We start from the raw sequence: 24,227 nt of genomic DNA, 5'->3' as shown, positions 1-24,227 counted from the left end.
CGCCTACTGGACGCAGGTCTTCGGGCCCGCTGTCTCGCGCTTCATGCCGGCGACCAGGCCCAGCGCCTCGGCGCTGGCGATCGGCGCCAGCGGCCCCTTGGCCTGGGCGACCAGATAGTCGCAATCGCGATCCTTGTAGGGCGGGGTGTCGCTGGGCTGGCGGCGCTCGACGATCATCCGCTCCGGGGACAGCCAGACCGAGGTCACGTCCGTCACCAGCGTCTGGTCCGGCGAGCGTATCCAGGTCTCGCCCTTGCCGCCGACCGACAGCTCATAGCCGTTGGGCAGCTTTTCCTTGGCCGCAAACATCGAGCCGACGATGGCGGCGATGAACAGGCCGACCGCGGCCAGCACGATCAGAAAGACGATCTTGTAGCGGCTCAAGGGGGGTCTCCGGCCGAAAGGGTGCGCGCACAGGTCGCGGAGCTACCGCGTTAACGGCGCGTTGACCATACTGGCCGACTTTCCATTAACCATGTTACAGTCCGCGTCATGAGCAACGTCCGTCCCGCCGGTTGGCCGTCCGTCCCCGCCAAGACCGCCTCGACGCCCGCTACGGGCGCGGCGGCGCAGACGCGTGCGGCCTTCTTCCAGACGGCGCTCGGCGATGCGACCCCGACGCGGCCCGCCGCGGCGCCCTCGACGCTGCAGATGCAGACCATGGCTCCGCCCCAGCAGCGCACCGCGCCGCCCAAGGCCTTCGTGCAGCCGGAAACCCAGCCGCAGAAAGTCCTGCGCCCGGGCTCGCTGCTGAATATCCTGGTCTAGGAAATCCGCTCATCCCCGCGAAAGCGGGGACCCATGCGGAGGGTGACCCAACACAAGCGCTCTTCGCTGAAACTCAGCTTGGATCCCCGCTTTCGCGGGGATGAGCGAGAGATCAAGCCGCCTTCTTGGCGGCCTTGTCCTTCTTGGGCTTCTTGTCCTTCTTCACCTTCTCGGCCTTGGGCGCCTTGTCCTTCTTGACCTTGGGCGCGGCCTCGGCCGGGTGCAGCTCGGCGCCGGCCATGTCGGACAGCAGGTCCAGGAAGCCCTCGCGCTTGCCGGGCTTCAGCAGGGCCAGGATGCGGGCGTCGGCCATCGCCACCATCGGGCGGATGCTTTCCAGCGCCTCGCGGCCGGCGGTCGTCAGGCGCACGCTGTTGGCGCGGGCGTCTTCGCTGGAGCGCTGACGCTCCAGGTGGCCCTTGGTGATCATGCGGGCGACCATGTCGGCCAGGGTCGAGCGGTCGATGCCGGTGGCGCGGACCAGGGCCGTCTGGGTGACGCCCTCGTTCTCGGCCACGGCGGCCAGAACCGCGAACTGGCGCTGGGTGACGCCGGCCTCGCCGCACTCCTCGGCATAGATGTCGAGCGCCAGTTGCAGGACCCGGTGCAGCAGGTGGCTGGGCGAACGCTCCAGCAGGCCGCCAACCGTTTTCTCGCCCTTGCCCTTGGCCATGCTCAGTCCCCGTCCAGCCACAAGTCCCCGAGCCGGCCGATCGGCCGACGGACGAAAGTTAGCATCACTAGACGTCGATTTGACGACAGACGGTCCGTGGACGGCGGAAGCTGGAAACCAGCGTCAGAAGCCCGCGTCAGGCGGCTCGGTCGCAGCCGCTTCGTCGCCCTTGGCCATGTGCTTCATGATGAAGGGGATCTGGCTGGCGACGAACACCAGGGCCAGCGGCAGCAGGCCCAGGCGGAACTTGACCCAGGTGTCGGTGCCCTGGGTGTTGCGGACGATCTCGTTCAGCACGGCGACCGCCGCGAAATAGAAGCCATAGCGGATCGACAGGGTCCGCCAGGCCGCGTCGGGCATGTGCAGGGCCTCGCCCATGATCACCTTCAGCGGCTGACGGTTGGTCAGCACGCCGCCGAACAGGAAGCCGGCCAGGGCCAGGTTGATCACCGTGACCTTGATCTTCACAAAGACGTCGGAGTGGAAGATCAGGCCCAGGGTGCCAAAGATCAGGGCCATGCCGCCGAAGAACAGCGGCATCAGGGCCAGGCGGCGCTCGACCGCGAAGCCGATGGCCAGGGCCGCGCCCGAGGCGGCGACCAGAACCCAGGTGGCCTTCTGGAAATCTTTGGTGGCGAAATAGGTGACGCCGAACGCGATGGCCGCGCCGTAGTCGACGACCGTCCGCACCCAGCCGTTCTTGTTCTTGGTCTCGGTCGCCGGCGTTTCGCTCACGGATTAGTCCTTCAGGCCGACAAGCGAACGCGAGAACGCGCGGGCGTCGAACGGTTGCAGGTCATCGACCCCCTCGCCCACGCCGATCAGCTTGATCGGGCTGTCGGAGGCGCGGGCCACCGGCACCAGCACCCCGCCCCTCGCGGTGCCGTCCAGTTTGGTCATGACAATCCCGGAGACGCCGACCTGGTTGCCGAAGATCTTCTCCTGAGCCAGGGCGTTGCGACCGACGGTGGCGTCCAGGACCAACAGGGTCTCGTGCGGATAGTCGGGATCGACCTTCTTGACCACGCGGATGACCTTCAGCAGCTCGTCCATCAGGCCCTGCTTGTTCTGCAAGCGGCCGGCGGTATCGATCAGCACCACGTCATAGTGCTCAGCCTTGGCGCGCTCGACGGCCTCATAGGCCAGGGCGGCGGCGTCCGAACCGGTGGGCTTGGACATGAAGTCGGCCCCGGCCCGGTCGGCCCAGACCTTCAGCTGCTCGACGGCGGCGGCGCGGAAGGTGTCGCCAGCGGCGATCAGGACGCGCGCGCCCTTCTCGGTCAGGTCGGCGGCGATCTTGCCCAGGGTCGTGGTCTTGCCCGAGCCGTTGACGCCGATGAACAGCACGACATAGGGGCGTGGACCGCTGAGGGGCTCGAAGCTGCCCTGACGATCGGAAAGCTCGGCGGCGATCAGCTCGGCCAGGGCTTCCTTGACCTCGTCGTCGGTCGACGACTTGCCGAAGCGCGCCTTGCCAAAGGCGTCAGTGATGCGGGCGGCGATCTGGGGACCCAGATCGGCCTCGATCAGCATCTCTTCCAGGGCGTCCAGCTGCTCCTGGTCCAGGGGCTTCTTGGTGAAGACCCCCGTGACCTGATCGGTCATCGCTTGCGAAGACCGGGTCAGGCCTGACGTCAGGCGCTGGAACCAGCCTTTTTTCTGCTCGGGCTTATCGCTCATCCGCGCCCCTTTAGTCGAACGGGCGAAAGTGTAAATCGGATATTACCGGGTCATGGTTCACAGAACTGGCGCCAGGGTTGGCGTGGAGGGGGATCGACAGGCATGGACGTGCAGCTTGACCCCTTGGGGACCACGCTTTTCTGGCTCGACTATGCCGCCGTGGCGGTTTTCGGGGCAACCGGCGCCCTTGCCGCGGCCCGGCGCAAGCATGACGTCATCACCTTCGGATTCTTCGCCGCCATCACCGGCGTGGGCGGCGGCACCCTGCGCGACCTGCTGATCGGGGCGCCGGTCTTCTGGGTGCAGCGACCCGGCTACATCCTGGCCTGTTTGGCCGCCGCCGCCGGGGTCTGGCTGCTGGGCAAGCGGGGGTGGCGGTTCCGGGCCCTGCTGTGGCTAGATGCGCTGGGCATGGCCGCCTACGCCGTGGTCGGCACCGCCAAGGCCCTTAGCCTGGGCGTCCATCCGTTCACCGCCGCGGTCATGGGCGTGCTGACCACCGCCTTCGGCGGCGTGATCCGCGACGTGCTGGCTGAGGAGCCAAACCTGCTGCTACGCCGCGAAATCTATATCACCGCCGCCATGCTGGGGGCCGGGGTGTTCGTGGTGCTGCAGCTGCTGAAGGTCCCGTTCTGGCCGGCCGGCATCGCCGGTTTCACCGCCGCCTTCGCCCTGCGCGCCTGCGCCATCCTGTTCGGCTGGAGCCTGCCGGGCTTTCTCAGCCAACAGGACGAGACCTAGCCCTTCGGCGTCAGCCGAAAGGTCACCTTGTAACCGTCGTGGTCGGACAGCACCGGCTGAGCTGAGCCATCGAAGGTCGCCTCGACGGCAGTCGGCCTGACCAGGACCTGTTCGCCATCCAGAAAACCGATCAGGTCTTGGGTGTCGAGCCACGGCGCATCGCCGTCATAGGAGATCTTGGTGTCGCAGGCTTGTGGGCGCGCGTGGCACCACTGGCTGACGACCTCAAAAGGATAGTCGGCCATGACGTAGTCGTAGCGGTCGGGCGCCTTCATCACATTGAAGTCGCCGCCCACGATCAGCGGCGCGCCCGGGGCGCGGTCCGTCTGCATGAAGCGCTTGAGCTCGTCGGCTTGATAATGGTGCGCCGCCGTCGACCGTCGCCGAGGCACGCCTGAGGCCGCGCGGGAATTCAAGTGGGTGTTGGCGATCTCGACCGGCGCTGGCAGGCCGGGAACACTGAGGCTGACCAGCATCACGCCCTTGTTGGCCAGGCAATCCAAGCCCGCGCAGTAGCGGTAGGCGTGAGACGTCACCGTCTCGATCGGATGGTTGCTTAGCACCCAAAGGCCGCTCGAGCCCCACTTGCCCCAGCCTTCCCCCAACCGGCGATACTTGACGCGCCGGTACTCGGGCCGCTCGCCCTTGGAAAAGACGTTCTTGTCGCGCTGGCCCTTGCGTGGTCCTCGGGCCACGTAGGGATAGCCGCTCTCGTCGATCAGGTCCCAGATCTCACCGCGGAAGCCTTCCTGAATCAGGACAACGTCTGGCTCTTCGCCGCGTGAGCGGAGGGCGGCCAGTTCGTGGCCGATCTTTTTCAACGCCGAGCCGCGCTTCTTGCGGATCGGCCAGGGGAGCCCCTCGACATTGTAGGTCATGACGCTGAAGGTCACGCCCGCGGCGTCCTTGGGCGCGGGTTCGCTCGCCCGCACCGGGGCGGCGGCCAGAAAGGCTAGCGCGACAAGTGCCCAGGCTTTGCGGATCAGGCGGCGCGCTCCGCTATCACACGCGCGCCGTCTTGGCCGGTGATCCGGAAGGCCACGATCTCGCCCAGCGGGGCCTCGCCCTCGAAGCGGATCTCGGTGAAGTCGTCGGCCCGGGCCACGCCCTCGCGCTCGACCAGACCCGGCAAGGTGCGGCCGACCTGGCGCTGCAGGTGCCGCTCCAGCCCGCGTTGGCCCGCCTCGCGCAGACGGCGAGCGCGCTCCTTGATCAGCGGCCCCTTCACCGGCGGCATCCGCGCGGCCGGCGTGCCGGGGCGGGCGCTGTAGGGGAAGACGTGCAGGAAGGCCAGGTCTGCCTCCTCGACCAGGCGCAGGGTGTTCTCGAACGCCTCGTCGGTCTCGGTCGGGAAGCCGGCGATCAGGTCGGCGCCGAAGGCGGTGTCGGGGCGCACGCGGCGCACTTCCGAGACCAGCTTCAGGGCGTCCTCGCGGCTGTGGCGGCGCTTCATGCGCTTGAGAATCAGGTTGTCGCCGGCCTGCAGCGACAGATGCAGATACGGCATCAGGCGCGGCTCGGTTTCGAGAAGCTTGAAAAGGTCCGGATCGATCTCGGCGGCGTCGATCGACGACAGGCGCAGCCGGGGCAGGTCCGGAACCATGCGCAGGATGCGACCGACCAGCTGACCCAGGGTCGGGGTCCCGGGCAGATCCGTGCCCCAAGAGGTGACGTCGACGCCGGTCAGCACCACCTCGCGATAGCCTTCCGCAGCGAGTTTGCGCACCTGCTCCACGACCTCGCCGGCCGGGGCCGAGCGCGAATTCCCGCGGCCATAGGGGATGATGCAGAAGGTGCAGCGGTGGTCGCAGCCGTTCTGGACCTCGACATAGGCCCGGGCGCGATCCTTCAGACCGTCGATCAGGTGACCGGCGGTTTCCTTGATCGACATGATGTCGTTGACCCGCACGCGGGTGGAGGTATCGATCAGCGCGCCGGGGGCGGCCTTCTCGGCATTGCCCAGCACCAGGTCGATCTCGGGCATGGCGGCGAAGGCGGCGGCGTCGACCTGGGCCGCGCAACCGGTGACGATGATCCGCGCGCCAGGACGCTCGCGGCGGGCCTTGCGGATCGCCTGGCGGGCCTGGCGCACGGCTTCGTTGGTGACGGCGCAGGTGTTGAACACCACCGCGTCCGACAGGCCATCGGCAGCGGCGCGGGCGCGGATGGCCTCGCTTTCATAGGCGTTCAGGCGGCAGCCGAAGGTGACGACGTCGACGCCGTCCGGACCGGACAGGGTGGTCGCGGGACCGCCCTCCTCGCCCACTTCGGGCTTGGGCTTCGGGGTCGCCTTGATGACGGTGTAGGTCGTCACGGCTTCTCGACAAACGCCGCGAAGGCGTCCTTCCAGTCCTTGTGCCAGCGCGACAGGGCCGGGCGGTTCTCGATGATGTCGCCCAAGGCCCAGGCCATGCGCTTGTTGTCGAGGTCGCGTGACACGTCGTTGTCCGGGCATAGGATATAGAAGTCGCCGGCGGCGATCCGCTCCAGCATGAACGCGACGACCTGTTCCGAGGTCCAGGCGGCAGCGGGCTTGTCGCCCGGACCGCGCTTGGTCATGCCGGTGAAGGTGTAGCCGGGCACCAGCAGGTGGGCGCTGACCTGGCAGCCCTCGGTCTCGCGCAGGGTATGGGCCAGGCCTTCGGTCAGCGACTTCACCGCCGACTTGGAGACGTTGTAGGCCGTGTCGCCCGGCGGCTGGGTGATGCCCTGCTTGGAGCCTGTGTTGATGATCAGGCCGGGATTGCCCGAGGCGGCCATCTCTTCGCCGAACACCTGCACGCCATTGATCACGCCCCACAGGTTGACGTCGAGGATGCGCTTCCAGGCGTCGTCGCCGGCGAAGGCGTCGCCACCGCCACCGACCCCGGCGTTGTTCATCAGCACGTCGACGCTGCCATAGGCCTCGATCGCGGCGGCCTTCAGCGCCTCGACCGCCGCGCGGTCCGAGACGTCGGTCGGCACGGCCAGGGCGCCGATAGCCTCGGCTTCGGTCTTCAGCTTGCGGCCGGTGATGTCGGCCATGACGACATTCAGACCCAGGCGTCGGAAGATCTTGGCCGCGGCCAGGCCGATGCCGTCGGCCGCGCCGGTGATGACGGCGGTCTTACCGGCCGCGATGGCGGGATGGACGGTCATGCAGCCACCCCTTCGAGCTTGCCGGCGAAGTCCATGCTGACGGGGCCGGTCATGATCACGTGGCCGTCGCTCTCGCGCCATTCGATGACCAGCGAGCCGCTCTCGAACTGGACGCGCGCCTTGCGGTCGGTCAGGCCGCGACGCACGGCGGCGACTTGGGCGGCGCAGGCGCCGGTGCCGCAGGCCAGGGTCAGGCCCGCGCCGCGTTCCCAGACCTTCAGCTGGATGTGGTCGCGCGCCGCGATGTGCGCGAAGCCGACGTTTACAGCCTCTGGGAAGAGCGGGTGGTGTTCGACCAGACTGCCGGTCTTGGTGGCGAACTCATCGCTGACCGGGGCATCGACAAAGAACACCACGTGCGGATTGCCCATCGAGACGCAGACCGGCGTGTGGACCAGCGGCGCGTCGATCGGACCGACCTGCAGCTCCACGCGCTCGGTGTTCATCTCTTCCGAAAGCGGGATCTGGTCCCAGTTGAGGGCCGGGGGGCCCATGTCGACCGTGACCAGCTTCTCGCCGGCCGCGACGCCCGACAGGCGCCCGGCGTTGGTGTCGAAGGCCACGGCCTCCTTGCCCGACGACTGCATCAGCAGCCACGCCACGCAGCGCGTGCCGTTGCCGCAGGCGCCGATCTCGTCGCCATCGGAATTCCAGAACCGCACATAGGCCGCCGCGCCCGCCGCCTTGGGCGGATCGATGGCGATGACCTGGTCGCAGCCGACACCGCCGTCCCCGCGTTTGGCGATCGCGCGGATCTCCTCGGGGGTCGGTTCAAAAGCTTGGGTGGCGGTCTCGATGACGACGAAGTCGTTGCCGAGCCCGTTCATCTTCAGGAAGGTGCGGCTCATGACGCGGCTATATAGTGGAAAGCCGTGCAAAATGCACCGCAGCGGGACGACGCAGTAGCATGACGGCCAAGGATATTCGCGAGCAGCTGACCAGCGCCATGGGCGAGCGCACGCTGATGCGCTTTCACCGCCGTTTCGAGGACGGCTGGGTCAACGGCTACGTCGTCGGGATCGGGCCGGCCTTCGTGATGCTCGCTGAGGTCAGCGATCACGTCCGGTTCAACGGTTTCGGCTGCTATCGGCTGGCCGACATCAGAAACCTGCGGCCGGCGGCCTATTCCGAATTCATGGAAGCGGCGCTGGAGAAGCTGGGCGAAGTCCAGCCCGAGACGCCGCCCGTGGCGCTCAACAGCGTCAGCGATATCCTGGCGACCGCCGGCGTCCTGTTCCCGATGGTCACGGTGCATACCGACAAGAATGTCAGCTACATCGGCGCGGTCGTCCGCGTGGACGGCGGCGTGGTCTGGATGCAGGACATCGGACCCGACGCGATCTGGGACGCGCGCGCCACCGCCCGGTCGTTGGAGGACGTGACCCGGATCGACTTCGGCGGCGCCTATGAGGCCGCCCTGGCGCTGGTTGGCGGCCCCGCGCCCGAGCCGGTCGAGGCTCGTCCGCCGCTGCGCCTGGTCGCCGACAATGGCTGAGCCCGTCCGCGAGGAGCTTCGCCTGCGCGCCCGGCTGCGTGCCCTCTACCACGGTGCGTCGCCGACGGCGGTGCGGTTCCGCTATGCGGTGATCCTGATCGACCTGGCGATCATCGCCTTCTTCATCGCCGCGCCGCTGATGCAGCACCACGGCGTGACCTTTTACCTGATCGACTATGGGGTGGCGCTGTTCCTGGCGCTGGACCTGGGCGCGCGGGCCATCGCTCACGGCGACATCAAGTCCTGGCTGAAGAAGCCGATCGTCTGGCTGGATCTGTTCGTGCTGGCCACCCTGCTGTTCCCGGCCTGGCTGTTCAACTTCGGCTTCCTGCGGGTGGTGCGACTGTGGACGCTGATCCACAGCGAGTTCTTCTGGCGCACCGTGGCCCGGCGCTATGACGACACCCGGATCGAAGACATCACCCGCGCGGCCAGTTCGCTGCTGACCTTCGTCTTCGTGGTGACGGGCTTTGTCTATACGAGCTTCGTCGGCCGGCACGAGGGGCTGAACGGCTATGTCGACGCCCTCTATTTCACCGTCACCAGCCTGACGACGACCGGCTATGGCGACGTCACCCTGCCCGGCGCCTGGGGCAAGCTCTTGTCGATCGCGGTGATGCTGGGCGGAGTGTCGCTGTTCATCGGCCTGATCCAGTCGATCCTGCGGCCGCACAAGGTGATCCACCCCTGCCCCTGCTGCGGCCTGCGCCGGCACGATCCGGACGCGGTTCACTGCAAGGCGTGCGGTCTCGTGCTGAACATCCCCGACGACGGGCTCTGATCGGCCCCGGTCAAGCTCTGGCCAGGGTCGATTTTTGCGCTAGGGTCCCCTCCCCTGTCGCGCCGCTTTCGGGATGACTAGATGCGTAACCTGCTTTTCGCCCTCCTCGCTTCCACGAGTCTGATGACCCTGACCCCTGCGATCGCCGCCGACACCACGAAACCCGCTGAAGCGCGCACACCGCTGGCCGAGCTGGGCAAGGACGATCCCTACCTCTGGATGGAAGAGATCGAGGGGACCCGCGCCATGGACTGGGCCAAGGCCCAGAACGGCAAGACCCTACCGGTGCTGCAGGGCGATGCGCGCTATGCCGGGCTGGAGGCCCAGGCCCTGGCGATCCTGAACGCCAAGGACCGTGTGCCCGGGGTCTCGTTCGCCGGCGACGGCTCGCTGCGCAACTTCTGGCAGGACGCGGACCACGTCCGCGGTGTCTGGCGCAAGACGACGCTGGAGAGCTACCGCACGGACCAGCCGGCCTGGGAGACGATCCTCGACATCGACGCCCTGTCCAAGGCCGAGAACGCCAACTGGGTGTTCAAGGGGGCTTCGTGCCTGGCTCCGGACGACACCCGTTGCCTGGTCACCCTGTCGAACGGCGGCAAGGACGCCGTGACGGTTCGCGAGTTCGACACCACGACCGAGACCTTCGTCGATCCGGCCAAGGGCGGCTTCGTCCTGCCAGAGGGCAAGCAGAACTACACCTGGCTGGACAAGGACACACTCCTCGTTGCCCGCGAGTGGACGTCCGGCGAGCTGACCAAGTCGGGCTACGCCTATGTGCTGAAGACGCTGAAGCGCGGCCAGAGCCTGGACCAGGCCCAGGAGGTCTATCGCGGGACCGAGACCGACGTGTCGGTCAGCCCCTACGTCCTGCGCGATCCAGACGGCAAGGTGATGGGCGTCATCGCCCACCGCGGCGTGACCTTCTTCGAGAGCGAAGACTATCTGATCACCCCGATGGGCGCGGCCCGCCTGCCCTTCCCGGCCAAGAGCTCGATCCAGACCTTCGTCGACGGTCGCCTGGTGTTCCTGCTGGAACAGGACTGGCCCGAACACGGCCTCAAAGTCGGGGATCTCGCCGAGTACAACATCGACCCGCTGACGGTGGACGCCCACGCCAGCCTGGGCCACGGCAAGCCGGCCGGCGCCAAGCCGCAGCTGATCTTCCGTCCCACCGCCAAGCAGTCGGTGGAGTCGGTGACCAACACCCGCGGCAAGCTGGTCGTGGCCATACTGGACAACGTCAAGGGCGCGACCCTGGTCTTCACCCACGGCGCCAAGGGCTGGAGCCAGCAGAAGCTCGACCTGCCCGCCAATTCCAGCATCGGCCTGGGCTCGGCGTCGGAAAAGGACGACCGCCTGTTCGTCACCGTCACCGGCTACCTGACCCCGACCACCTACTGGATCGCCGACACCGCCACGCTGAAGCTGGAGCAGGTGAAGGCCTCGCCTGCGCGCTTCGACGCCTCGACCCACGTGGTCGAGCAGTTCGAGGCGACGTCGAAGGACGGGACCAAGGTCCCCTACTTCATCGTCCACCCCAAGGGCGTGAAGTATGACGGCGCGGCCCCGACGCTGCTCTACGCCTACGGCGGCTTCCAGGTGTCGATGACCCCGTCCTATTCGGGCGTGATGGGCAAGCTGTGGCTGGAGCGCGGCGGCACGTATGTCGTGGCCAACATCCGTGGGGGCGGCGAGTTCGGCCCGGCCTGGCACGAGGCGGCGCTGAAAGAAAATCGCCAGAAGGCCTATGACGACTTCTTCGCGGTGTCCGAAGACCTGATCGCCCGCAAGATCACCTCGCCGCGCCACCTGGGCGTGATGGGTGGGTCGAACGGCGGCCTCTTGATGGGCGTGGCCCTGACCCAGCGGCCCGAGCTCTACAACGCCATCGTCGTGCAGGTGCCGCTGTTCGACATGATCCGCTACAGCCAGATCGGGGCCGGAGCCTCGTGGGTGGGCGAGTATGGCGACCCGGCCATACCGTCGGAGCGGGCGGTCATCGCTAAGTACGACCCCTATTCAAACCTCAAGGCCGGCCAGAAATATCCCGAGGTGTTCATCGAGACCTCGACCAAGGACGACCGCGTCCACCCGGCTCACGCCCGCAAGGCGGCGGCCAAGCTCGAGGCCCTGGGCTATCCGGTGCTCTATTACGAGAACGTCGACGGCGGCCACGCGGCCAGCGCCAACCTGGCCGAGACCGCGCGTCGCCAGGCGCTGGAGTTCATCTACCTGACGCGCAAGCTGATGGACTGAAAACGGCGGGCGGCTCGATGTCTCTGCGCGAGAAATGGAGCCGCCTCAATTTCGCATAACGCCGTATCGTCAACCCTAAGGAAAGTTATCGGCGTCAGGATGCGCCGTAATTAACTTTACGGGTTCGCCCCCTTGCCTATCGAAGTCGTCAACGCCCTGGACCTCTCGCCTGCCGACATCGCGCGGTGGAGCGAGCTTCAGCGTGGCCAGACGCGCCTGGATTCACCCTTCCTGTCTCCGCATTGGACCCAGGCCGTGGCCCGGGCCCAATGCGAAAAGGGCCAGGCCATCAAGGTGGCGATCGAGCGCGGCGCGACGGGCGAGGCGGTAGCCTTCCTGCCGACACGCGTCCGCCACGACGTGGCCATGCCGGTCGGCGCGCCGATGTGCGACTACCAAGCCCTGATCTCGGCCTCCGGCGCGACCATGAACCCACGCGAGCTGCTGTCTGTGCTGGGCGCGGCGCGCATCGACTTCTGCCACATGATGGCCGACGACGTGACCCTGGGCCGCCACGCGCGCGGCCAGGCCGACAGCTGGGTGATCGAGACCCCGGACGGCTACGAGGCCTATGCCGCCGAGCGCAAAGCCGCCGGCGTCGGGGTGCTGAAGGACATCGACAAGAAGCGCCGCAAAGCCGAGCGCGAGATCGGCCCCTGCCGCTTCACCGCCATGTCGGAAAGCCGGGCGGCCTTCGACCAGCTGATCGCCTGGAAGCGTGTGCAGCTGCTGCTGACCCACCAGACCGACCTCTTCAAGGCCTCGTGGGTCAACAAGCTGCTGGACGATCTCTTCCTGCGCCGCGACGCCGAGTTCGGCGGCGGGCTCTACACCCTGCACCTGGGCGAGCGCCTGGCGGCGGTGCATCTGCATCTGCGCGGCCAACACACGATCCACGGCTGGCTGATCGCCCACAATCCCGACCTGGAGCGCTATTCGCCGGGCCTGATGCTGTTCCAGGACATCCTGAAGAGCATGGACGGCACGCCCTACATGCGCCTGGACCTGGGCACCGGCGACTACCGCTTCAAGCGGGAGCTTTCCAACGCACGCCAGACCGTGGTGTTCGGCTTCCTGGGCTCGCCCTCAATGCCCAGCCTGTTCCGTCACGCCGCCTATGGCGTGCGCAGCATGGCCGAGGCCCTGCCGCTGGGCCGGATCTCCGACCTTCCCGGCAAGGCCATGCGGCGCATGGACCTGCTGCGCGGCTTGCACTGATCCCCTCCCCCATTTGACAGGACCGCTGCCGGCAGTAATTGTCGGAGTAATAAGCCTGTACGAGGGGTAGATGAAACGCCAGGACACGACGGGCTCGCGCCTGGATCGACGGTCGCTGCTGACCGGACTGAGCGCCGCGGCCCTGGGCCTGGCAGGCGGCCCCGCCTTCGCCCAGGCCCTCTTCTATCCCACCTACCCCAAGCCCGGGACGCCGAAGCTGGAGGGTGCGGACAACAGCCGCCGTATCATCCCGCCGCCGGCCAAGGACTATTGGCCCTATGCGGGGATCAGCGGCGCGGGCCAGGCGGTGACCAAGGCCACCCAGGACGGCGGCTGGATCTCGGGCCTGTCGGAAGTGGCCTACAAGGGTCCGAAGCCGCGCCCCTATCCGACCGCGGCCTGGGGATCGGCGGATTCCGGCTCGGCGGTGAAGAGCGGCAAGCTGCCCGCCATCCGGCCGATCTGGGACGTCCACATCCGCGATACGATCGTCTGCCTGGGCGGCGACGGCGCCTACTACATGACCGGCACCACGGGCGACAACTGCTGGGCCCGGAACGACGGCGTCGAGCTATGGCGCTCGACCGACCTCAAGACTTGGACCTATCTGGGCTTGGTCTGGAGCATCGATCGCGACGGAACCTGGGAGAAGAACTGGACCGCCCGGGCCGGCGTGCCGTTCCGGTCGATCTGGGCCCCGGAGATCCACTTCCTGGGCGGCAACTACTATATCTGCCACTGCATCAGCGGCGTCGGCATCGGCGTGCTGAAGAGCCAGACTGGGCGCCCCGAGGGGCCCTATGTCCACGTCCTGTCGGACCAACCCATCAAGGGCGGCATCGACTCGACCCTGTTCCAGGACGACGACGGCAAGATCTATCTGTCCTGGGGCGCGGGCGAGCGGATCCGCCAGATCAAACCCGACTTCAGTGACTTCGCCGGCGACTGGCTGGACCTGACCTTCGACGACTCCGGCATCGATCCCAAGGCGGAGCGGAACGGCAAGCCGCTGCGCCGGGTCGGCTTCGAGGGCGTGACCTTGTTCAAGGCCAACGGCCGCTACTATGTCGGCGCGTGCAACAAGGATGAAGGGCGCTACTCCTTCTGGTTCGCCTCTTCGGACAAGCTTCTGGGCCCCTATTCCGGACGCCACGAGGGCCCGCCGGGCGGCGGCGGCGGCAACCTGTTCCGCGACAAGACGGGCCGCTGGTGGCAGACCTTCTTCGGCAATGACGAACAGATGCCGTTCCGCGAGAAGCCGGGCCTGATCGCCGTGACATTCGACGACGCCGGCCGCGTCGTCGCCTCGGCCGACCAGCCTTTCAAGCCCTTCGCCTAACGACGAGCTAGGCTCGGGTCCAGCCGTACTGCAGCTCGCCCTCGCGGTGAGCGAAGCGGTTCAGGTGGACGGCCACCACGTCTTCCAGCCTGGCCAGGCTTTCGCCGTCGACGGCTTCGATGGTGATGTCCAGGCCGTCCGGATGGGCGACCATCTGGCACGTCCCCGCCGGCAGCGGGAAGGTGGCGGTGGTCGCGTCGTACTGAACCTCGAACTTGTGGCTCCAATGCTTGGCCAGTTGGGTCATGTAGCGGGCGGCGCTTTCAGTAGCGACGCGGGCGTGGCTTTCCATGATCGCCGCTCCTCTCAGATGGATTCGATGACGCCGGCGGCGTCGTCCAGGGCCTTGGCCACGGCGCTGATCTGCTCAGGCGTCAGCTGGCCGCCGTGCAGCTTCAGGCGCAGGGCGGTCTTCAGGTTCTCGCGGGCCCGCAGGATCTGCGGCGAGAAGGCCGCGCTGGCAGAAGCCGCCTCAGCCATGCGCTCGAACAGCGAACGGACGGGCTGGGCGTTGCCGGCCAGGAATTCCTGACCTTCGGGGGTGATCGTGTAGAGCTTCTTGCCGCCGCCGGCGTCGCCCGCCGTAACGTAGCCCAGCTCCTCCAGCAGGGTCAGGGTCGGGTAGACCACGCCCGGGCTGGGGGTATAGGCGCCGCCGGCCGCCGTCTCGATCGCCTTGATCAGCTCGTAGCCGTGGCTGGGCTTGTCGGCGATCAGCTTCAGAACCACGAAGCGCAGGTCGCCGTGGTCGAAGAACCGGCCCATGCGACCGCCGCGGCCGCGCGGACCGCCGTGTTCGCCATGGAAACCGAAGGGGTGTCGGCCGTGATGTTCACCGCCATGAGCGGCCCAGTGGCCCCGGCGGTGATGATGGTGTCGTCCAAACATATGTGTTTTAGATCCTGTTTCGTTATATCGAAATTATAGATATATCGAAACCATCAAACGTCAAGCCTATTTCGATATATCTGGTTGCATCGGATGAATTACGCTCTAGCTTCCGAGCGCAAATGGCCTTACGCTGCCCGCCCCTCGCCGAACGGGAAACGACCTGAGGTATAGCGGCCACAGCGTGACCGAAATCTCCGGGTCAATCTTGATACGGAGGAGGTCGTGAATACATGCCGCGTATCAGAAGCAGGAGCATCAGCTTGAGCGACCAGCCCCAGAGCCCGCGCCGCAAGGCCGCCGGCCGGCGTTTCGCCGTCGCCGTCGGGCTGATGTCGGCCGCCAGTCTGCTGGCGCTCGCCCCTGCCGCTCACGCCCAGGAGCAGGCCCAGGAACAGGTTCCGACCGTCCCTGCCCCCGCCGTCGCCGCACCGGCAATCGCCGACGACAGCGCTGCCTTGACCGTCAACGATCCGCTGGAAGGCGCCAATCGCGCCTCGTTCAAGTTCAGCATGGGCGTCGACAAGGTTCTGCTGGGCCCCATCGCCCACGGCTACATGGCCGTGACGCCTGAAGTGGTCCGCGATCGCGTCAGCAACGCCGTCTACAATCTGGGTGAGCCCAACACCGTCATCAACCACGTGCTGCAGGGCAAGCCCAAGCGGGCCATGCGCTCGACCACCCGCTTCCTGGTCAATTCGACGATCGGCGTGCTGGGCCTGTTCGACGTGGCCGCCAAGATGAACCTGCCGCCGCGCGCCGCCGACTTCGGCCAGACCTTCGGCACGTGGGGGGCCCAACCCGGCGCTTACCTCTATGTGCCCGTCATGGGGCCGATGAACGTGCGCGACGGCGTCGGCCGCGCGCTGGACATCGTCACAGACCCCGTCCGCATGGTCGGCGGCGGCTTCAACACCGATTTCGGCAAGGCGCGCCTGGCCGCCACCATCCTGGACGCCCGCACCCAGGCCGATCCGGCCCTGCGCGCCGTGAAGGACTCCAACGACCCTTACGCCACCGCGCGTTCGGCCTACACCCAGTTCCGCGAAGCCTTCATTCGCGAGGCCACCGGCGAAACTGAAGATCTCCCTGATTTCGACACGCCGCCCGCGGATGCTCCGCCCGCGCCGCCCACTCCATGATCCTTATCGGTAGAACCATGACCACCTCCCCCACCCGGCGCGGCGCCAACGCCGCGCTTTTGACGTTCATCGGCGCCCTGGCTCTGGCCGGTCCCGTTTTCGCTCAAGCCCGCGACGCCGGCGCCGAGGCCTTCGTGCAGGCCAAGGGCCAGCGCGTGATCAGCGTCCTGGCCAACAAGGGCATGCCCGACGCCCAGAAGAAGCAGATCTTCAAGCAGGCGGTGGACGAGCTGGCCGATGTGCCGCGCATCACCAACTTCGTGCTGGGCAAGTACGCCCGCACTATCACACCCGCCCAGCGGGCTCGCTTCACGCCGGTGTTCCGGACTTATGCCGAGAACGTCTACCAGAACCGCATCGACGATTATCGCGGCGAAAAGCTCACCGTTACCGGTTCGGTGGTCCGCAAGCCGGGCGACGTGATCGTCAACACCACGATCTCGGGCGGTCAGATCAAGTCGCCCCTGCCTGTTTCTTGGCGCGTGCTCGGCAACGGTCAGACCTGGAAGGTCGTCGACGTCCAGTTCAAGGGCGTCTGGCTGGCCATCACCCAGCAACAGGACTTCGTCTCAACGATCGACAACGCCGGCGGCAATGTCGAGGTGCTCATCAATCAACTACAAAAGGGCGGTTCGAGCCGTCGCTAAGAGCGGCTGGATCGCGGACTAAGGGGATATGGCTTTGCGCGAACAATGGGCCGAAACGGCCATGGGCGTCGTCGTGCTCGCACTTGCCGCGGGCTTCCTGACCTACTCGCTGAGCGTCGGCGGGGTCGGCGTGAAGAGCGGCAACTACGAGATCAGCGCCAAGTTCGGCGAGGCCGGCTCCCTGGCGCCCGGCGCCTCGGTGACTGTGGCCGGTGTCAAGGTCGGCACGGTCTCGCAGGTGACGCTTGAGCCCAAGACCTATCTGGCCGTGGCTAAGCTGAGCATGGACCCGAACGTCAAGCTGCCGGCTGACTCGACGGCCAAGATCACCAGCGACGGCCTGCTGGGCGGGGCGCACATCGCCATCGCCCCGGGCGGGTCGATGGAAGACCTCAAGCCGGGCGGCGAGATCGACAACACCCAAGGCGCCGTGGACATTTTCGGCCTGATCGGTTCGGTGATCCGCCCGCAAGGCGGCGACGATGACGCGGCGGCGGCTCCGGCTGCGGCCAACCCGGCCACGCAACCGGCCGAGAGCTACTGAGATGACCGCCCAGGCGGCCCGCAAGGCCGCGCCCAACCCCGTCCGGGCGATCGGACGCTCGACACTGGCCGCCATCAGCACGGTCGGCGGCGTCGGCGTCTTCGCCGTGCGCGGCGTCGTCGCGGCCCTGACCCCGCCCTGGTTCTTCGGCCAGCTGTGGCGTCAGATCGTGGCCATCGGCTTCTTCTCGCTGCCGGTCGTGGGCCTGACCGCTGTCTTCACCGGCGCGGCCTTGGCCCTGAACATCTTCACCGGCGGCGGCCGCTTCAACGCCGAGCAGGTGATGCCGCAGATCGTGGCCCTGGGGATCACCCGCGAATTGGGTCCCGTGCTGGCCGCCCTGATGCTGGCCGGCCGGGTCTCGGCCGCCATCGCCGCCGAGATCGGGGCCATGCGCGCCACCGAGCAGATCGACGCCATGCGCACCCTATCGACGGATCCGTTCCGCTATCTGGTCGGCCCGCGCCTGCTGGCCGGCGTGCTGATGCTGCCGATCCTGACCGCTGTGGCCGACACCATCGGTATCGCCGGCGGCTGGCTAGTGGCGACCCGTGTGCTGGACTTCAGCCCGACCGTCTACATCCGCAACACCATCAGCTTCCTGGAAAGCTGGGACATCATCTCGGGCCTGATCAAGGCCGGGGTGTTTGGCTTCATCGTCACGCTGATGGGCTGCTATCACGGCTACAACGCTTCGGGCGGCGCCCGGGGCGTCGGCCGGGCCACGACCCACGCGGTGGTCTCCTCGGCGATCCTGATCTTCGCCTCCGACTACCTCCTGACCACCTTCTTCACCCACGCCGCCCAATGACCCAGACTCCGAAACTGGCCTGGAAGGGCGTGACCAAGCGCTTCGGCGGCCGCGCGGTGCTGGACGGTCTGGATCTGTCGGTGGCGCCCGGCAAGTCGCTGGTGATCATCGGCGGTTCGGGCCAGGGCAAGTCGGTAACGATCAAGACGGCCCTGGGCCTGCTGCGCCCCGAGGCCGGCCAGATCGAGCTGGACGGCAAGAACATCGTCGGCCTCTCGGAAGGCCAACGGCGCAAACTGTTCTCGCGGATCGGCGTGCTGTTCCAGGGCGCAGCCCTGTTCGACAGCCTGACCATCTGGGAGAACGTCGCCTTCCGCCTGCTGAACGCCGATGGTGTCTCGCGCAAGATCGCCAAGGAGCGCGCTATCGAGGCGCTGGAGCAGGTGCGCCTGGCTCCGGCCGTCGCTGATCGCTACCCGTCCGAACTGTCCGGCGGCATGCAGAAGCGCGCTGGCCTGGCCCGCGCCGTCGTCGCCCAGCCGGAGATCCTATTCTTCGACGAGCCGACCACGGGCCTGGACCCGATCACGGCCGCGGCGATCAACGAGCTGATCTCCAACCAAGTGCGTCGCCTGGGCTCGACCGCCGTGTCGATCACCCACGATCTGGCCAGCGCCCAGACGATCGGCGACGAGATCGCCATGCTGCACGACGGCAAGATCATCTGGCGCGGCCCGGCCGCCGAGCTGCACACCACCGACAACCCTTACGTCCGCCAGTTCGTCGAAGGTCGCGCCGAAGGGCCGATCTCGCATGCGGTCTAGGACGGCCGGCGTCCTTTTCTTCACAGCGAGCCTGCTCTCCGGAGCGGGCGCGCAAGCCCAGAGCTTCATCCGCGGCGATTGCCAGGCCCATGTCGGCGTCTCGCCCGGACGGTTCGACACGCCGACGCACGCGCTGTGGTACCGCCGCTATTGGACGGGATCCTGCGACCCACAGATCCCCCGCTGCATCCCCGGCTCGCCGAACTGGAACGAGATGGTCGGCAAGCTGGTGGCCCGGAGCGCGCCGGCCCAGCGCCAGACCGCCTTGGCCAAGGCCTGCCGCCTGGGTCAGCTGATCGGGCTGGAATGGTCGCGCAGCAAGCTGATCCGCAAGATCGACCTGGGCGACCTTCGCGCCTTCAACCACTCGCTAGACCACACCGACGACGTCCTGAAGGGCATCGACCAGGTGGAGCAGGGCGCTCGCGCTAAACTCGCTGCGCCTTAAGGGGCTTCGCGCAGGGTCTCGGCCAGCAGTCGGCCCTCGACCGAGCGGCTGGACCCGGCCCGCCAGGCGACCACAATCTCGCGGCTGGGATGCTCGGTCGCCAGCGGCCGCACGGTGACTGAGGCGCGGTCGACCAGACCCGCCTCGACCGCCATGGCCGGCAGGAACGACACGCCCAGGCCGGAGCCGATCATCTGCACCAGGGTTGGCAGCGAGGTGGCCGCGAAGCTCTCCTCGTCGCCCACGCCACGCGGCGGCTCCAGCCCGCAGGCGGCCAGGGCGTGGTCGCGCAGGCAGTGGCCGTCCTCCAGCAGGATCAGGTCGTCGCCCTCCAGGCTGGCCGGATCGACCCGGGTCGAAGCCGCCATCGGGTGGTTGGCCGGGGCGGCGGCCAAGAGTTCGTCGTCCTCGACATGGGCCCAGTCCAGGCCGGACATGTCGTAGGGCAGGGCGATCAGGGCCGCATCCAGGGCGCCGCTCTTCAGGGCCCCGATCAGCCGCTGGGTCAGGTCCTCGCGCAGGAACAGCTTCAGCTTGGGGAAACGGTCGCGCAGGACGGGCAGGGCGCGCGGTAGCAGATAGGGGGCCACGGTCGGGATCACGCCCAGACGGAAACGGCCCGCCAACGGCTGGCCGGCCCCGCGCGCGGCCTGCACCAGGTCCTCGGCGCGGGCCAGAATGTCCTCAGCCCGCCGCACCGCTTCCTGGCCGGCGGCGGTCAGGATCACGCCCGAGCGGGCCCGATCGACGACCGGCGCGCCCAGGATCTTTTCCAGTTCCTGGATGCCGGCCGACAGGGTCGGCTGGGTGACGTGGGCGTTCTCGGCCGCCCGGCTGAACGAGCCATGCTCGGACAGGAGCTTGAGATACTGCAGCTGGCGAAGGGTCGGGAGCATGGCCATAAGATAGGATCAATCTATCAAGAATCCAAAAACTATCGATTGGATGTGTTTCGGGCGAGGGCGTACGAAAGCTTCAAGGCGAACGGTTCGAGGCTTCTCCCCCACCGGCTTCGAACGTCCCGCCAGGTCCCGGTCTGCGCCCAGTCTCCCTCGCGGCGCGGACCGGGACGCCCCACACCCCCGATGCTAAGGGTCTTCCAACCTCAGGAGGTCCCATGCCGATTTCGGCCCTCAGCGCCCAGCTGCCCGCCTACGCCAAGGACATCGCCACCAACCTCGCGGTCCTGGCCGAGGAGCGCGTGCTGTCCGATCAAGCCAAGTGGGGGACCTTCCTGGCCAGCGCCTGCGCCGTAGGCGAACCCGAAACTCTGCGCGCCGTCACCACCGCCGCCCGCGAGGCCGGCCTGTCGCCGGACGCCTTCGAGGCCGCCAAGACCGCCGCGGCGATCATGGCCATGAACAACGTCTACTTCCGCGCCCTGCACATCATGGCGACGGCGGACTACGACCATCTGCCCTCGCGCCTGCGCATGAACCGGCTGCGCCACCCGAGCGTGGATCCCGTCGACTACGAGCTTTGGTGCGTGGCGGTCTCGGCGATCAACGCCTGCGGGGCCTGTCTGGACAGCCACGAGGCCGAGCTTCGTCGGCGCGGCGCCGAGCCGATCCAGGTGCAGGCCGCCCTGCGCATCGCGGCCGTCGTCCACGCCGCCGCCAAGGTTCTGGCGGTCGAATCCCTGGATCGTCCCCAGTTTTCGGGCGTTTGAAAGCCAGGCGCGACGCCCCGTCGCGCCCCGTTTACGGTCCCGGCCCCTCGACATTCATCCTGTCCGTAAACTAAGTTGTTAACCTCTGGGTAAGAGATTCGCGGCTCCGCAACCTCCCGATGGGAGGGGCTAGGGTCCGCACGGGGCGAAAGTGGGCACATGAGACTGCTGTCGAAGAATTCGCGCGACGCCAAGAATGGCAAGCCGACCGTGCTCGGGGACGACGACGCGCGCACCGAGATCGTGCAGCACCAGATCGAGTCCACCCAGGCCATCGGTCAGCGCTACGAGACCATCCACGGCGGCCTCGACAGCATCGGCCGCGTGATGGAGCACCTGAAGGCTATCGAGCCGCTGATCTCCGAGATCCGCGGTCCCGTCGCCCAGGAGTTCGAAGCCCGCCGCGCCGAGCACGCCGAACTGATCGCGCTGCGCGCCAACTACGACCAGGCTCAGCGCCAAGTCGCCCAGATCCAGTCCGAAGAACGCGAAGTCAGCGCCCGCCTGGCCGCCGCCGAAACCGCCCTGGGCGAGTCCGACGCCCGCCGCCAGACGCAGGACGCGGCGTTGGAAGACAACGCCCTCGAGATCGACCGCCTGCGCAACGCCCTGCTGCAGTCGGACCTGAAGGTCTCCAGCCTCGACGCCTCGCTGCGCGACGCCACCAGCCGCATCGAGCACCTGACCCAGGACGTCGAAAGCCTGCGTATCCAGAGCCAGGACATCGACACCCGTCGTGGTGACGCCGAGGCCGCCCTGGCCCGCGCCAATCAGGACAACGCCCTGCTGGCCGAGGAGTCGGCCACGCTGAAGAAGCGCGTCGACCAAGCCGGCGTCGACGTCGCCCGCCTCTCGCGCATCGAGACCGACCTGGAAGCCCAGCTGGCCGGCGAACGCGCCCGCATCCAGGCCGCCGAGAACGCCCTGCACGCCCACCAAACCGACACCGGCCGCATCATCCGTGGCCTGGAAGGCCAGGTCGAAGCCGGCCGCGCCGAGATCTCGGCCCTGCAGACCCGCTTGGAGACCGCCTCGGGCCGCGCCGACAAGCTGGAGGAGATGAACGGCCAGATCTCGGCCCGTCTCGCCGAGTCCAGCGCGCACCAGAAGGCGGTCGAGCGCCGCGCCGGCGACCTCAACGTCGCCTTGGAACGCGCCCTGGAACGTATCCGTACGCTGGAAGAGGATTCCGAAGGCCTGCGTCAGCGTCACGCCGGCGTCGACACCGCCCGCGCCACCGCCATCGAGCGCGCCGACCAGCTGGCCAAGGGCGCCGTCGCCCAGGACAAGGCCCTCAAGCGAGCCGAGGAACGTTCTCAGCAGCTGCGCACGCGCCTGGACGCCATGCAGGAAGCCCAGGACCAGGTCCGTCGCGAACACGAGGACAAGGTCGCCGAACTGCAGGCCACGATCGAGCGCCTGACCTCGGAAGCCGCGCTGGCCGAAGGCGCCCTGGAAGCCGCCCGCCGCGACCGCTCGCGCCTGCAGATGGCCCTGCTGGGCGCCAGCGACGGCGACATGCAGGAAACGGCGTAACCGCCGCATCAAGCTTGAAGATCAGAACGCCCGCGAGCCGAGAGGTTCGCGGGCGTTTCTGCGTCTGACGGGCGGGTGCGCGAACCTCCAGAAGGGGTGGTTAGCGGACGTTCAAAACCCCTCTCTCACAGAGAGAGGGGTTGTAGCTCCCGCCAAGGGTCGGAAGCATACCTTGGCCAATCGCGGCTACTTTCCTTCCACCGCGCGCTTCAGGCCCACCACCTGCTGACCCAGCACCCCGTCCACCGGCGCGGCGATCTTGTCGAGACCGCCCTTGAACCAGCCGCCGACATCGTAGGTGAAGGTCACGGTGGTGCGGCCGGCGCTCTCGGCTAGTTGGACGGTGAGGGCGCCCGAGGCTCCGGAACTCTGCAGGGGTCCGAGGCCGCCGGTCAGCACCAGCTTCTGGTTCGGCACGGCTTGGACGGTGGTCATGTGCAGCACCGAGCCGCCATTGGGCAGGCGCTCGCAGAAGCAGCCGCCCGAGGCCGCGGCCAGCGACAGGTTGGCGGCCGAGCCCGACCAGGTATGGCTGGACGACCACCATTTCGAGGGCTGAAGCAGGGTGGCCCAGACGACGGCAGCCGGGGCCTCAACCACCGCCACGTGGCGGACCTCAAAGCCGTTCGGCTGGGCTTCGACGACCTCGGCGCGGGCGGCGCCTGCCAGGACGAGGAAGGCGAGGGCGGCAGTCATCGTCTTCATGGGCCGTCTCCTATTCGATCGGCGAGGTCACCGTGGCCCCGCCAGCCTTCAAGCGGTCCAGGACGCCATTGCCCGGCAGCAGGAAACCCAGGTCGACCACCGCCACGGTGACGCCAGGGCGCTTGAGGGCCTCGGTCATGGCGTCGGCCGTCTGGTCGATGCCCTTTTCCAGAAGGGCCGGACCGCCGGGCGCGCGGGTCAGGCAGCGCTGCACGCCGCTGGCGCGATAGCGGGCCCGCACCGAGGCGAGATCCCCTTCGGCCCAGTCCTGGCCGATCGTGGTGGAGTGGGCGGCGTCATAGGCGACCTCGTCCAGAGCCACCCGCAGGCAGTAGAGCTGGTCTTCCGGCGAGAGCTTGGAGGCGATGGTGGTCACCGCGCTCATCCGGTACTGGCCGACGGCCTTGACCTTGAGCTTGCGGGCCTTGGCCATACGCTCGATCGTGCTGACCGGCTTGGCCTCGGACAGGCCCGCGGCCTGGCGCAGGTCGGACAGCAGCAGGAAGCCCGCCACGGCCGGTTTCCAGTTCTTGTAGTCACCGGCGCCCTTGCGGGCCTGCTGCCGGGCGGCGACGAAGCGGTCGCGCAGGTCGGGCGGCAACTCGCTTTCCAGCGACTTGCCCAATGGCTGGCGCAGGCCGCCGCCGAATTTCAGGATGAAGCCGGCCACCTGGGTCACACCGACCGAGGCCTCCGGCGGAACCAGGACCAGGCTGGCCTTGTCCAGCGCCTTGTTCAGGCGCGGGCTTTCCCATTTCAGGCGATGGGGCAGGGGGTGGGCGGACCCGAGAATGTAGAGCTTGGCGCCGTCCTTTTCGACAAGCCAGACGGCGGGTCCTGGCGGCTTGGCGACCACGGTCAGCTCGGCGACCACGGCGCTCTCGTCCTGGGCCGGGGCCTGGCCGAGATCCACCGTCGGGGCGGGCGCGGCCTGAACGGCGAGGAGGGCGGATAGCGCCAGAGCGGCGGACGCGGACATGG

28 protein-coding genes are annotated in these 24,227 nt (G+C 67.7%); 15 read left to right on the top strand and 13 right to left on the bottom strand.

All coding sequences use genetic code 11. The annotated features are described in order from the left end of the window. Nucleotides 1–3: 3 nt before the first annotated feature. A complete protein-coding gene (locus ABDW31_RS05035) occupies nt 4–384 on the bottom strand; it encodes a hypothetical protein (protein WP_184715116.1) in 381 nt (126 codons plus the stop codon). A gap of 108 nt (nt 385–492) precedes the next feature. Between ABDW31_RS05035 and ABDW31_RS05030 the strand changes: the two genes are divergently transcribed. Then, nucleotides 493–768: a hypothetical protein gene (locus ABDW31_RS05030; protein ID WP_184715114.1), complete on the top strand. Its 276-nt coding sequence runs from the start codon at nt 493–495 to the stop codon at nt 766–768. Between the two features lie 112 nt (nt 769–880). On the opposite strand, the gene ABDW31_RS05025 is transcribed toward ABDW31_RS05030, so the two are convergent. From ABDW31_RS05025 to ftsY, 3 genes are all read right to left on the bottom strand, one after another. Next, on the bottom strand, nt 881–1,441 hold the full coding sequence (locus tag ABDW31_RS05025) for a MarR family winged helix-turn-helix transcriptional regulator (RefSeq protein WP_184715112.1): 561 nt from the start codon (nt 1,439–1,441) through the stop codon (nt 881–883). Between the two features lie 123 nt (nt 1,442–1,564). Further along, nucleotides 1,565–2,176, bottom strand: coding sequence for an inner membrane-spanning protein YciB (locus ABDW31_RS05020; RefSeq protein ID WP_184715110.1), 612 nt, complete (start codon nt 2,174–2,176; stop codon nt 1,565–1,567). Between the two features lie 3 nt (nt 2,177–2,179). Beyond that, entirely contained in the window at nt 2,180–3,121 is a 942-nt protein-coding gene (ftsY, locus tag ABDW31_RS05015; protein WP_184715108.1) for a signal recognition particle-docking protein FtsY, read from the bottom strand. Between the two features lie 102 nt (nt 3,122–3,223). Between ftsY and ABDW31_RS05010 the strand changes: the two genes are divergently transcribed. Continuing rightward, on the top strand, nt 3,224–3,862 hold the full coding sequence (locus ABDW31_RS05010) for a trimeric intracellular cation channel family protein (RefSeq protein ID WP_184715106.1): 639 nt from the start codon (nt 3,224–3,226) through the stop codon (nt 3,860–3,862). On the opposite strand, the gene ABDW31_RS05005 is transcribed toward ABDW31_RS05010, so the two are convergent. The 4 genes from ABDW31_RS05005 to dapF form a co-directional block, all read right to left on the bottom strand. After that, nucleotides 3,859–4,755 carry an endonuclease/exonuclease/phosphatase family protein gene (locus ABDW31_RS05005; protein WP_343698409.1) on the bottom strand — a complete coding sequence of 299 codons (897 nt, stop codon included), beginning with the start codon at nt 4,753–4,755 and terminating at the stop codon, nt 3,859–3,861. The genes ABDW31_RS05010 and ABDW31_RS05005 overlap by 4 nt on opposite strands. Nucleotides 4,756–4,844: 89 nt before the next feature. Then, on the bottom strand, nt 4,845–6,176 hold the full coding sequence (gene mtaB, locus ABDW31_RS05000; protein ID WP_184715104.1) for a tRNA (N(6)-L-threonylcarbamoyladenosine(37)-C(2))-methylthiotransferase MtaB: 1,332 nt from the start codon (nt 6,174–6,176) through the stop codon (nt 4,845–4,847). Then, entirely contained in the window at nt 6,173–7,081 is a 909-nt protein-coding gene (locus ABDW31_RS04995) for an SDR family NAD(P)-dependent oxidoreductase (RefSeq protein WP_184715102.1), read from the bottom strand. The genes mtaB and ABDW31_RS04995 overlap by 4 nt, the downstream gene beginning before the upstream one ends. After that, on the bottom strand, nt 6,997–7,848 hold the full coding sequence (gene dapF, locus ABDW31_RS04990) for a diaminopimelate epimerase (protein WP_184715100.1): 852 nt from the start codon (nt 7,846–7,848) through the stop codon (nt 6,997–6,999). Before dapF ends, ABDW31_RS04995 begins: the two co-directional genes overlap by 85 nt. Nucleotides 7,849–7,907: 59 nt before the next feature. On the opposite strand from dapF, the gene ABDW31_RS04985 reads away from it, so the two are divergent. The 5 genes from ABDW31_RS04985 to ABDW31_RS04965 all read left to right on the top strand — a co-directional run bounded on the left by ABDW31_RS04985 (nt 7,908) and on the right by ABDW31_RS04965 (nt 14,092). Beyond that, entirely contained in the window at nt 7,908–8,495 is a 588-nt protein-coding gene (locus tag ABDW31_RS04985; RefSeq protein ID WP_184715098.1) for a hypothetical protein, read from the top strand. Continuing rightward, nucleotides 8,488–9,276, top strand: a complete 789-nt coding sequence (locus ABDW31_RS04980) for a potassium channel family protein (protein ID WP_184715096.1) — start codon at nt 8,488–8,490, stop codon at nt 9,274–9,276. Before ABDW31_RS04985 ends, ABDW31_RS04980 begins: the two co-directional genes overlap by 8 nt. A gap of 81 nt (nt 9,277–9,357) precedes the next feature. Beyond that, entirely contained in the window at nt 9,358–11,535 is a 2,178-nt protein-coding gene (locus ABDW31_RS04975; protein ID WP_184715094.1) for a prolyl oligopeptidase family protein, read from the top strand. A gap of 132 nt (nt 11,536–11,667) precedes the next feature. Further along, nucleotides 11,668–12,753, top strand: coding sequence for a GNAT family N-acetyltransferase (locus ABDW31_RS04970; protein ID WP_184715092.1), 1,086 nt, complete (start codon nt 11,668–11,670; stop codon nt 12,751–12,753). Nucleotides 12,754–12,823: 70 nt separating this feature from the next. Continuing rightward, nucleotides 12,824–14,092: a family 43 glycosylhydrolase gene (locus ABDW31_RS04965; RefSeq protein ID WP_221444591.1), complete on the top strand. Its 1,269-nt coding sequence runs from the start codon at nt 12,824–12,826 to the stop codon at nt 14,090–14,092. A 7-nt stretch (nt 14,093–14,099) separates the two neighbouring features. Here ABDW31_RS04965 and ABDW31_RS04960 read toward each other — a convergent pair whose 3' ends face one another. Together ABDW31_RS04960 and ABDW31_RS04955 are read right to left on the bottom strand one after the other, a co-directional pair. Then, nucleotides 14,100–14,384, bottom strand: coding sequence for a DUF2218 domain-containing protein (locus tag ABDW31_RS04960; protein WP_184715090.1), 285 nt, complete (start codon nt 14,382–14,384; stop codon nt 14,100–14,102). Between the two features lie 14 nt (nt 14,385–14,398). After that, nucleotides 14,399–14,980 carry a PadR family transcriptional regulator gene (locus ABDW31_RS04955; protein WP_184715088.1) on the bottom strand — a complete coding sequence of 194 codons (582 nt, stop codon included), beginning with the start codon at nt 14,978–14,980 and terminating at the stop codon, nt 14,399–14,401. Nucleotides 14,981–15,213: 233 nt separating this feature from the next. Between ABDW31_RS04955 and ABDW31_RS04950 the strand changes: the two genes are divergently transcribed. Genes ABDW31_RS04950 through ABDW31_RS04925 form a run of 6 tightly spaced genes read left to right on the top strand, consistent with a single transcriptional unit; the run spans nt 15,214 to nt 19,336 of the window. After that, a complete protein-coding gene (locus ABDW31_RS04950; RefSeq protein ID WP_343698408.1) occupies nt 15,214–16,122 on the top strand; it encodes a VacJ family lipoprotein in 909 nt (302 codons plus the stop codon). Beyond that, nucleotides 16,119–16,769, top strand: coding sequence for an ABC transporter substrate-binding protein (locus ABDW31_RS04945; protein WP_184715084.1), 651 nt, complete (start codon nt 16,119–16,121; stop codon nt 16,767–16,769). The genes ABDW31_RS04950 and ABDW31_RS04945 overlap by 4 nt, the downstream gene beginning before the upstream one ends. Before the next feature lie 28 nt (nt 16,770–16,797). Next, on the top strand, nt 16,798–17,313 hold the full coding sequence (gene mlaD, locus ABDW31_RS04940) for an outer membrane lipid asymmetry maintenance protein MlaD (RefSeq protein ID WP_184715082.1): 516 nt from the start codon (nt 16,798–16,800) through the stop codon (nt 17,311–17,313). A gap of 1 nt (nt 17,314) precedes the next feature. After that, a complete protein-coding gene (locus ABDW31_RS04935; RefSeq protein ID WP_184715080.1) occupies nt 17,315–18,124 on the top strand; it encodes an ABC transporter permease in 810 nt (269 codons plus the stop codon). Beyond that, complete coding sequence (locus tag ABDW31_RS04930; protein WP_184715078.1) at nt 18,121–18,888, top strand: ABC transporter ATP-binding protein; 768 nt, start codon at nt 18,121–18,123, stop codon at nt 18,886–18,888. Before ABDW31_RS04935 ends, ABDW31_RS04930 begins: the two co-directional genes overlap by 4 nt. Continuing rightward, entirely contained in the window at nt 18,878–19,336 is a 459-nt protein-coding gene (locus ABDW31_RS04925; protein WP_184715076.1) for a hypothetical protein, read from the top strand. Before ABDW31_RS04930 ends, ABDW31_RS04925 begins: the two co-directional genes overlap by 11 nt. On the opposite strand, the gene ABDW31_RS04920 is transcribed toward ABDW31_RS04925, so the two are convergent. After that, nucleotides 19,333–20,232 carry a hydrogen peroxide-inducible genes activator gene (locus ABDW31_RS04920; protein WP_184715074.1) on the bottom strand — a complete coding sequence of 300 codons (900 nt, stop codon included), beginning with the start codon at nt 20,230–20,232 and terminating at the stop codon, nt 19,333–19,335. The two genes, ABDW31_RS04925 and ABDW31_RS04920, sit on opposite strands and share 4 nt — an antisense overlap. A gap of 221 nt (nt 20,233–20,453) precedes the next feature. On the opposite strand from ABDW31_RS04920, the gene ABDW31_RS04915 reads away from it, so the two are divergent. Together ABDW31_RS04915 and creS are read left to right on the top strand one after the other, a co-directional pair. Continuing rightward, on the top strand, nt 20,454–21,005 hold the full coding sequence (locus tag ABDW31_RS04915; RefSeq protein WP_184715072.1) for a carboxymuconolactone decarboxylase family protein: 552 nt from the start codon (nt 20,454–20,456) through the stop codon (nt 21,003–21,005). 159 nt (nt 21,006–21,164) lie between these two features. Continuing rightward, on the top strand, nt 21,165–22,541 hold the full coding sequence (gene creS, locus ABDW31_RS04910; protein ID WP_184715070.1) for a crescentin: 1,377 nt from the start codon (nt 21,165–21,167) through the stop codon (nt 22,539–22,541). A gap of 186 nt (nt 22,542–22,727) precedes the next feature. Here creS and ABDW31_RS04905 read toward each other — a convergent pair whose 3' ends face one another. Beyond that, entirely contained in the window at nt 22,728–23,246 is a 519-nt protein-coding gene (locus ABDW31_RS04905) for an SRPBCC family protein (protein ID WP_184715068.1), read from the bottom strand. Nucleotides 23,247–23,256: 10 nt separating this feature from the next. Then, a complete protein-coding gene (locus tag ABDW31_RS04900; protein ID WP_184715065.1) occupies nt 23,257–24,225 on the bottom strand; it encodes a TraB/GumN family protein in 969 nt (322 codons plus the stop codon). Nucleotides 24,226–24,227: the final 2 nt, after the last annotated feature.

This window comes from Caulobacter sp., from assembly GCF_039596335.1.
Taxonomy (GTDB): Bacteria; Pseudomonadota; Alphaproteobacteria; order Caulobacterales; family Caulobacteraceae; genus Caulobacter.
Note: the sequence above shows the minus strand (reverse complement) of the source record. Positions and strands in the feature narration are given on the sequence as shown.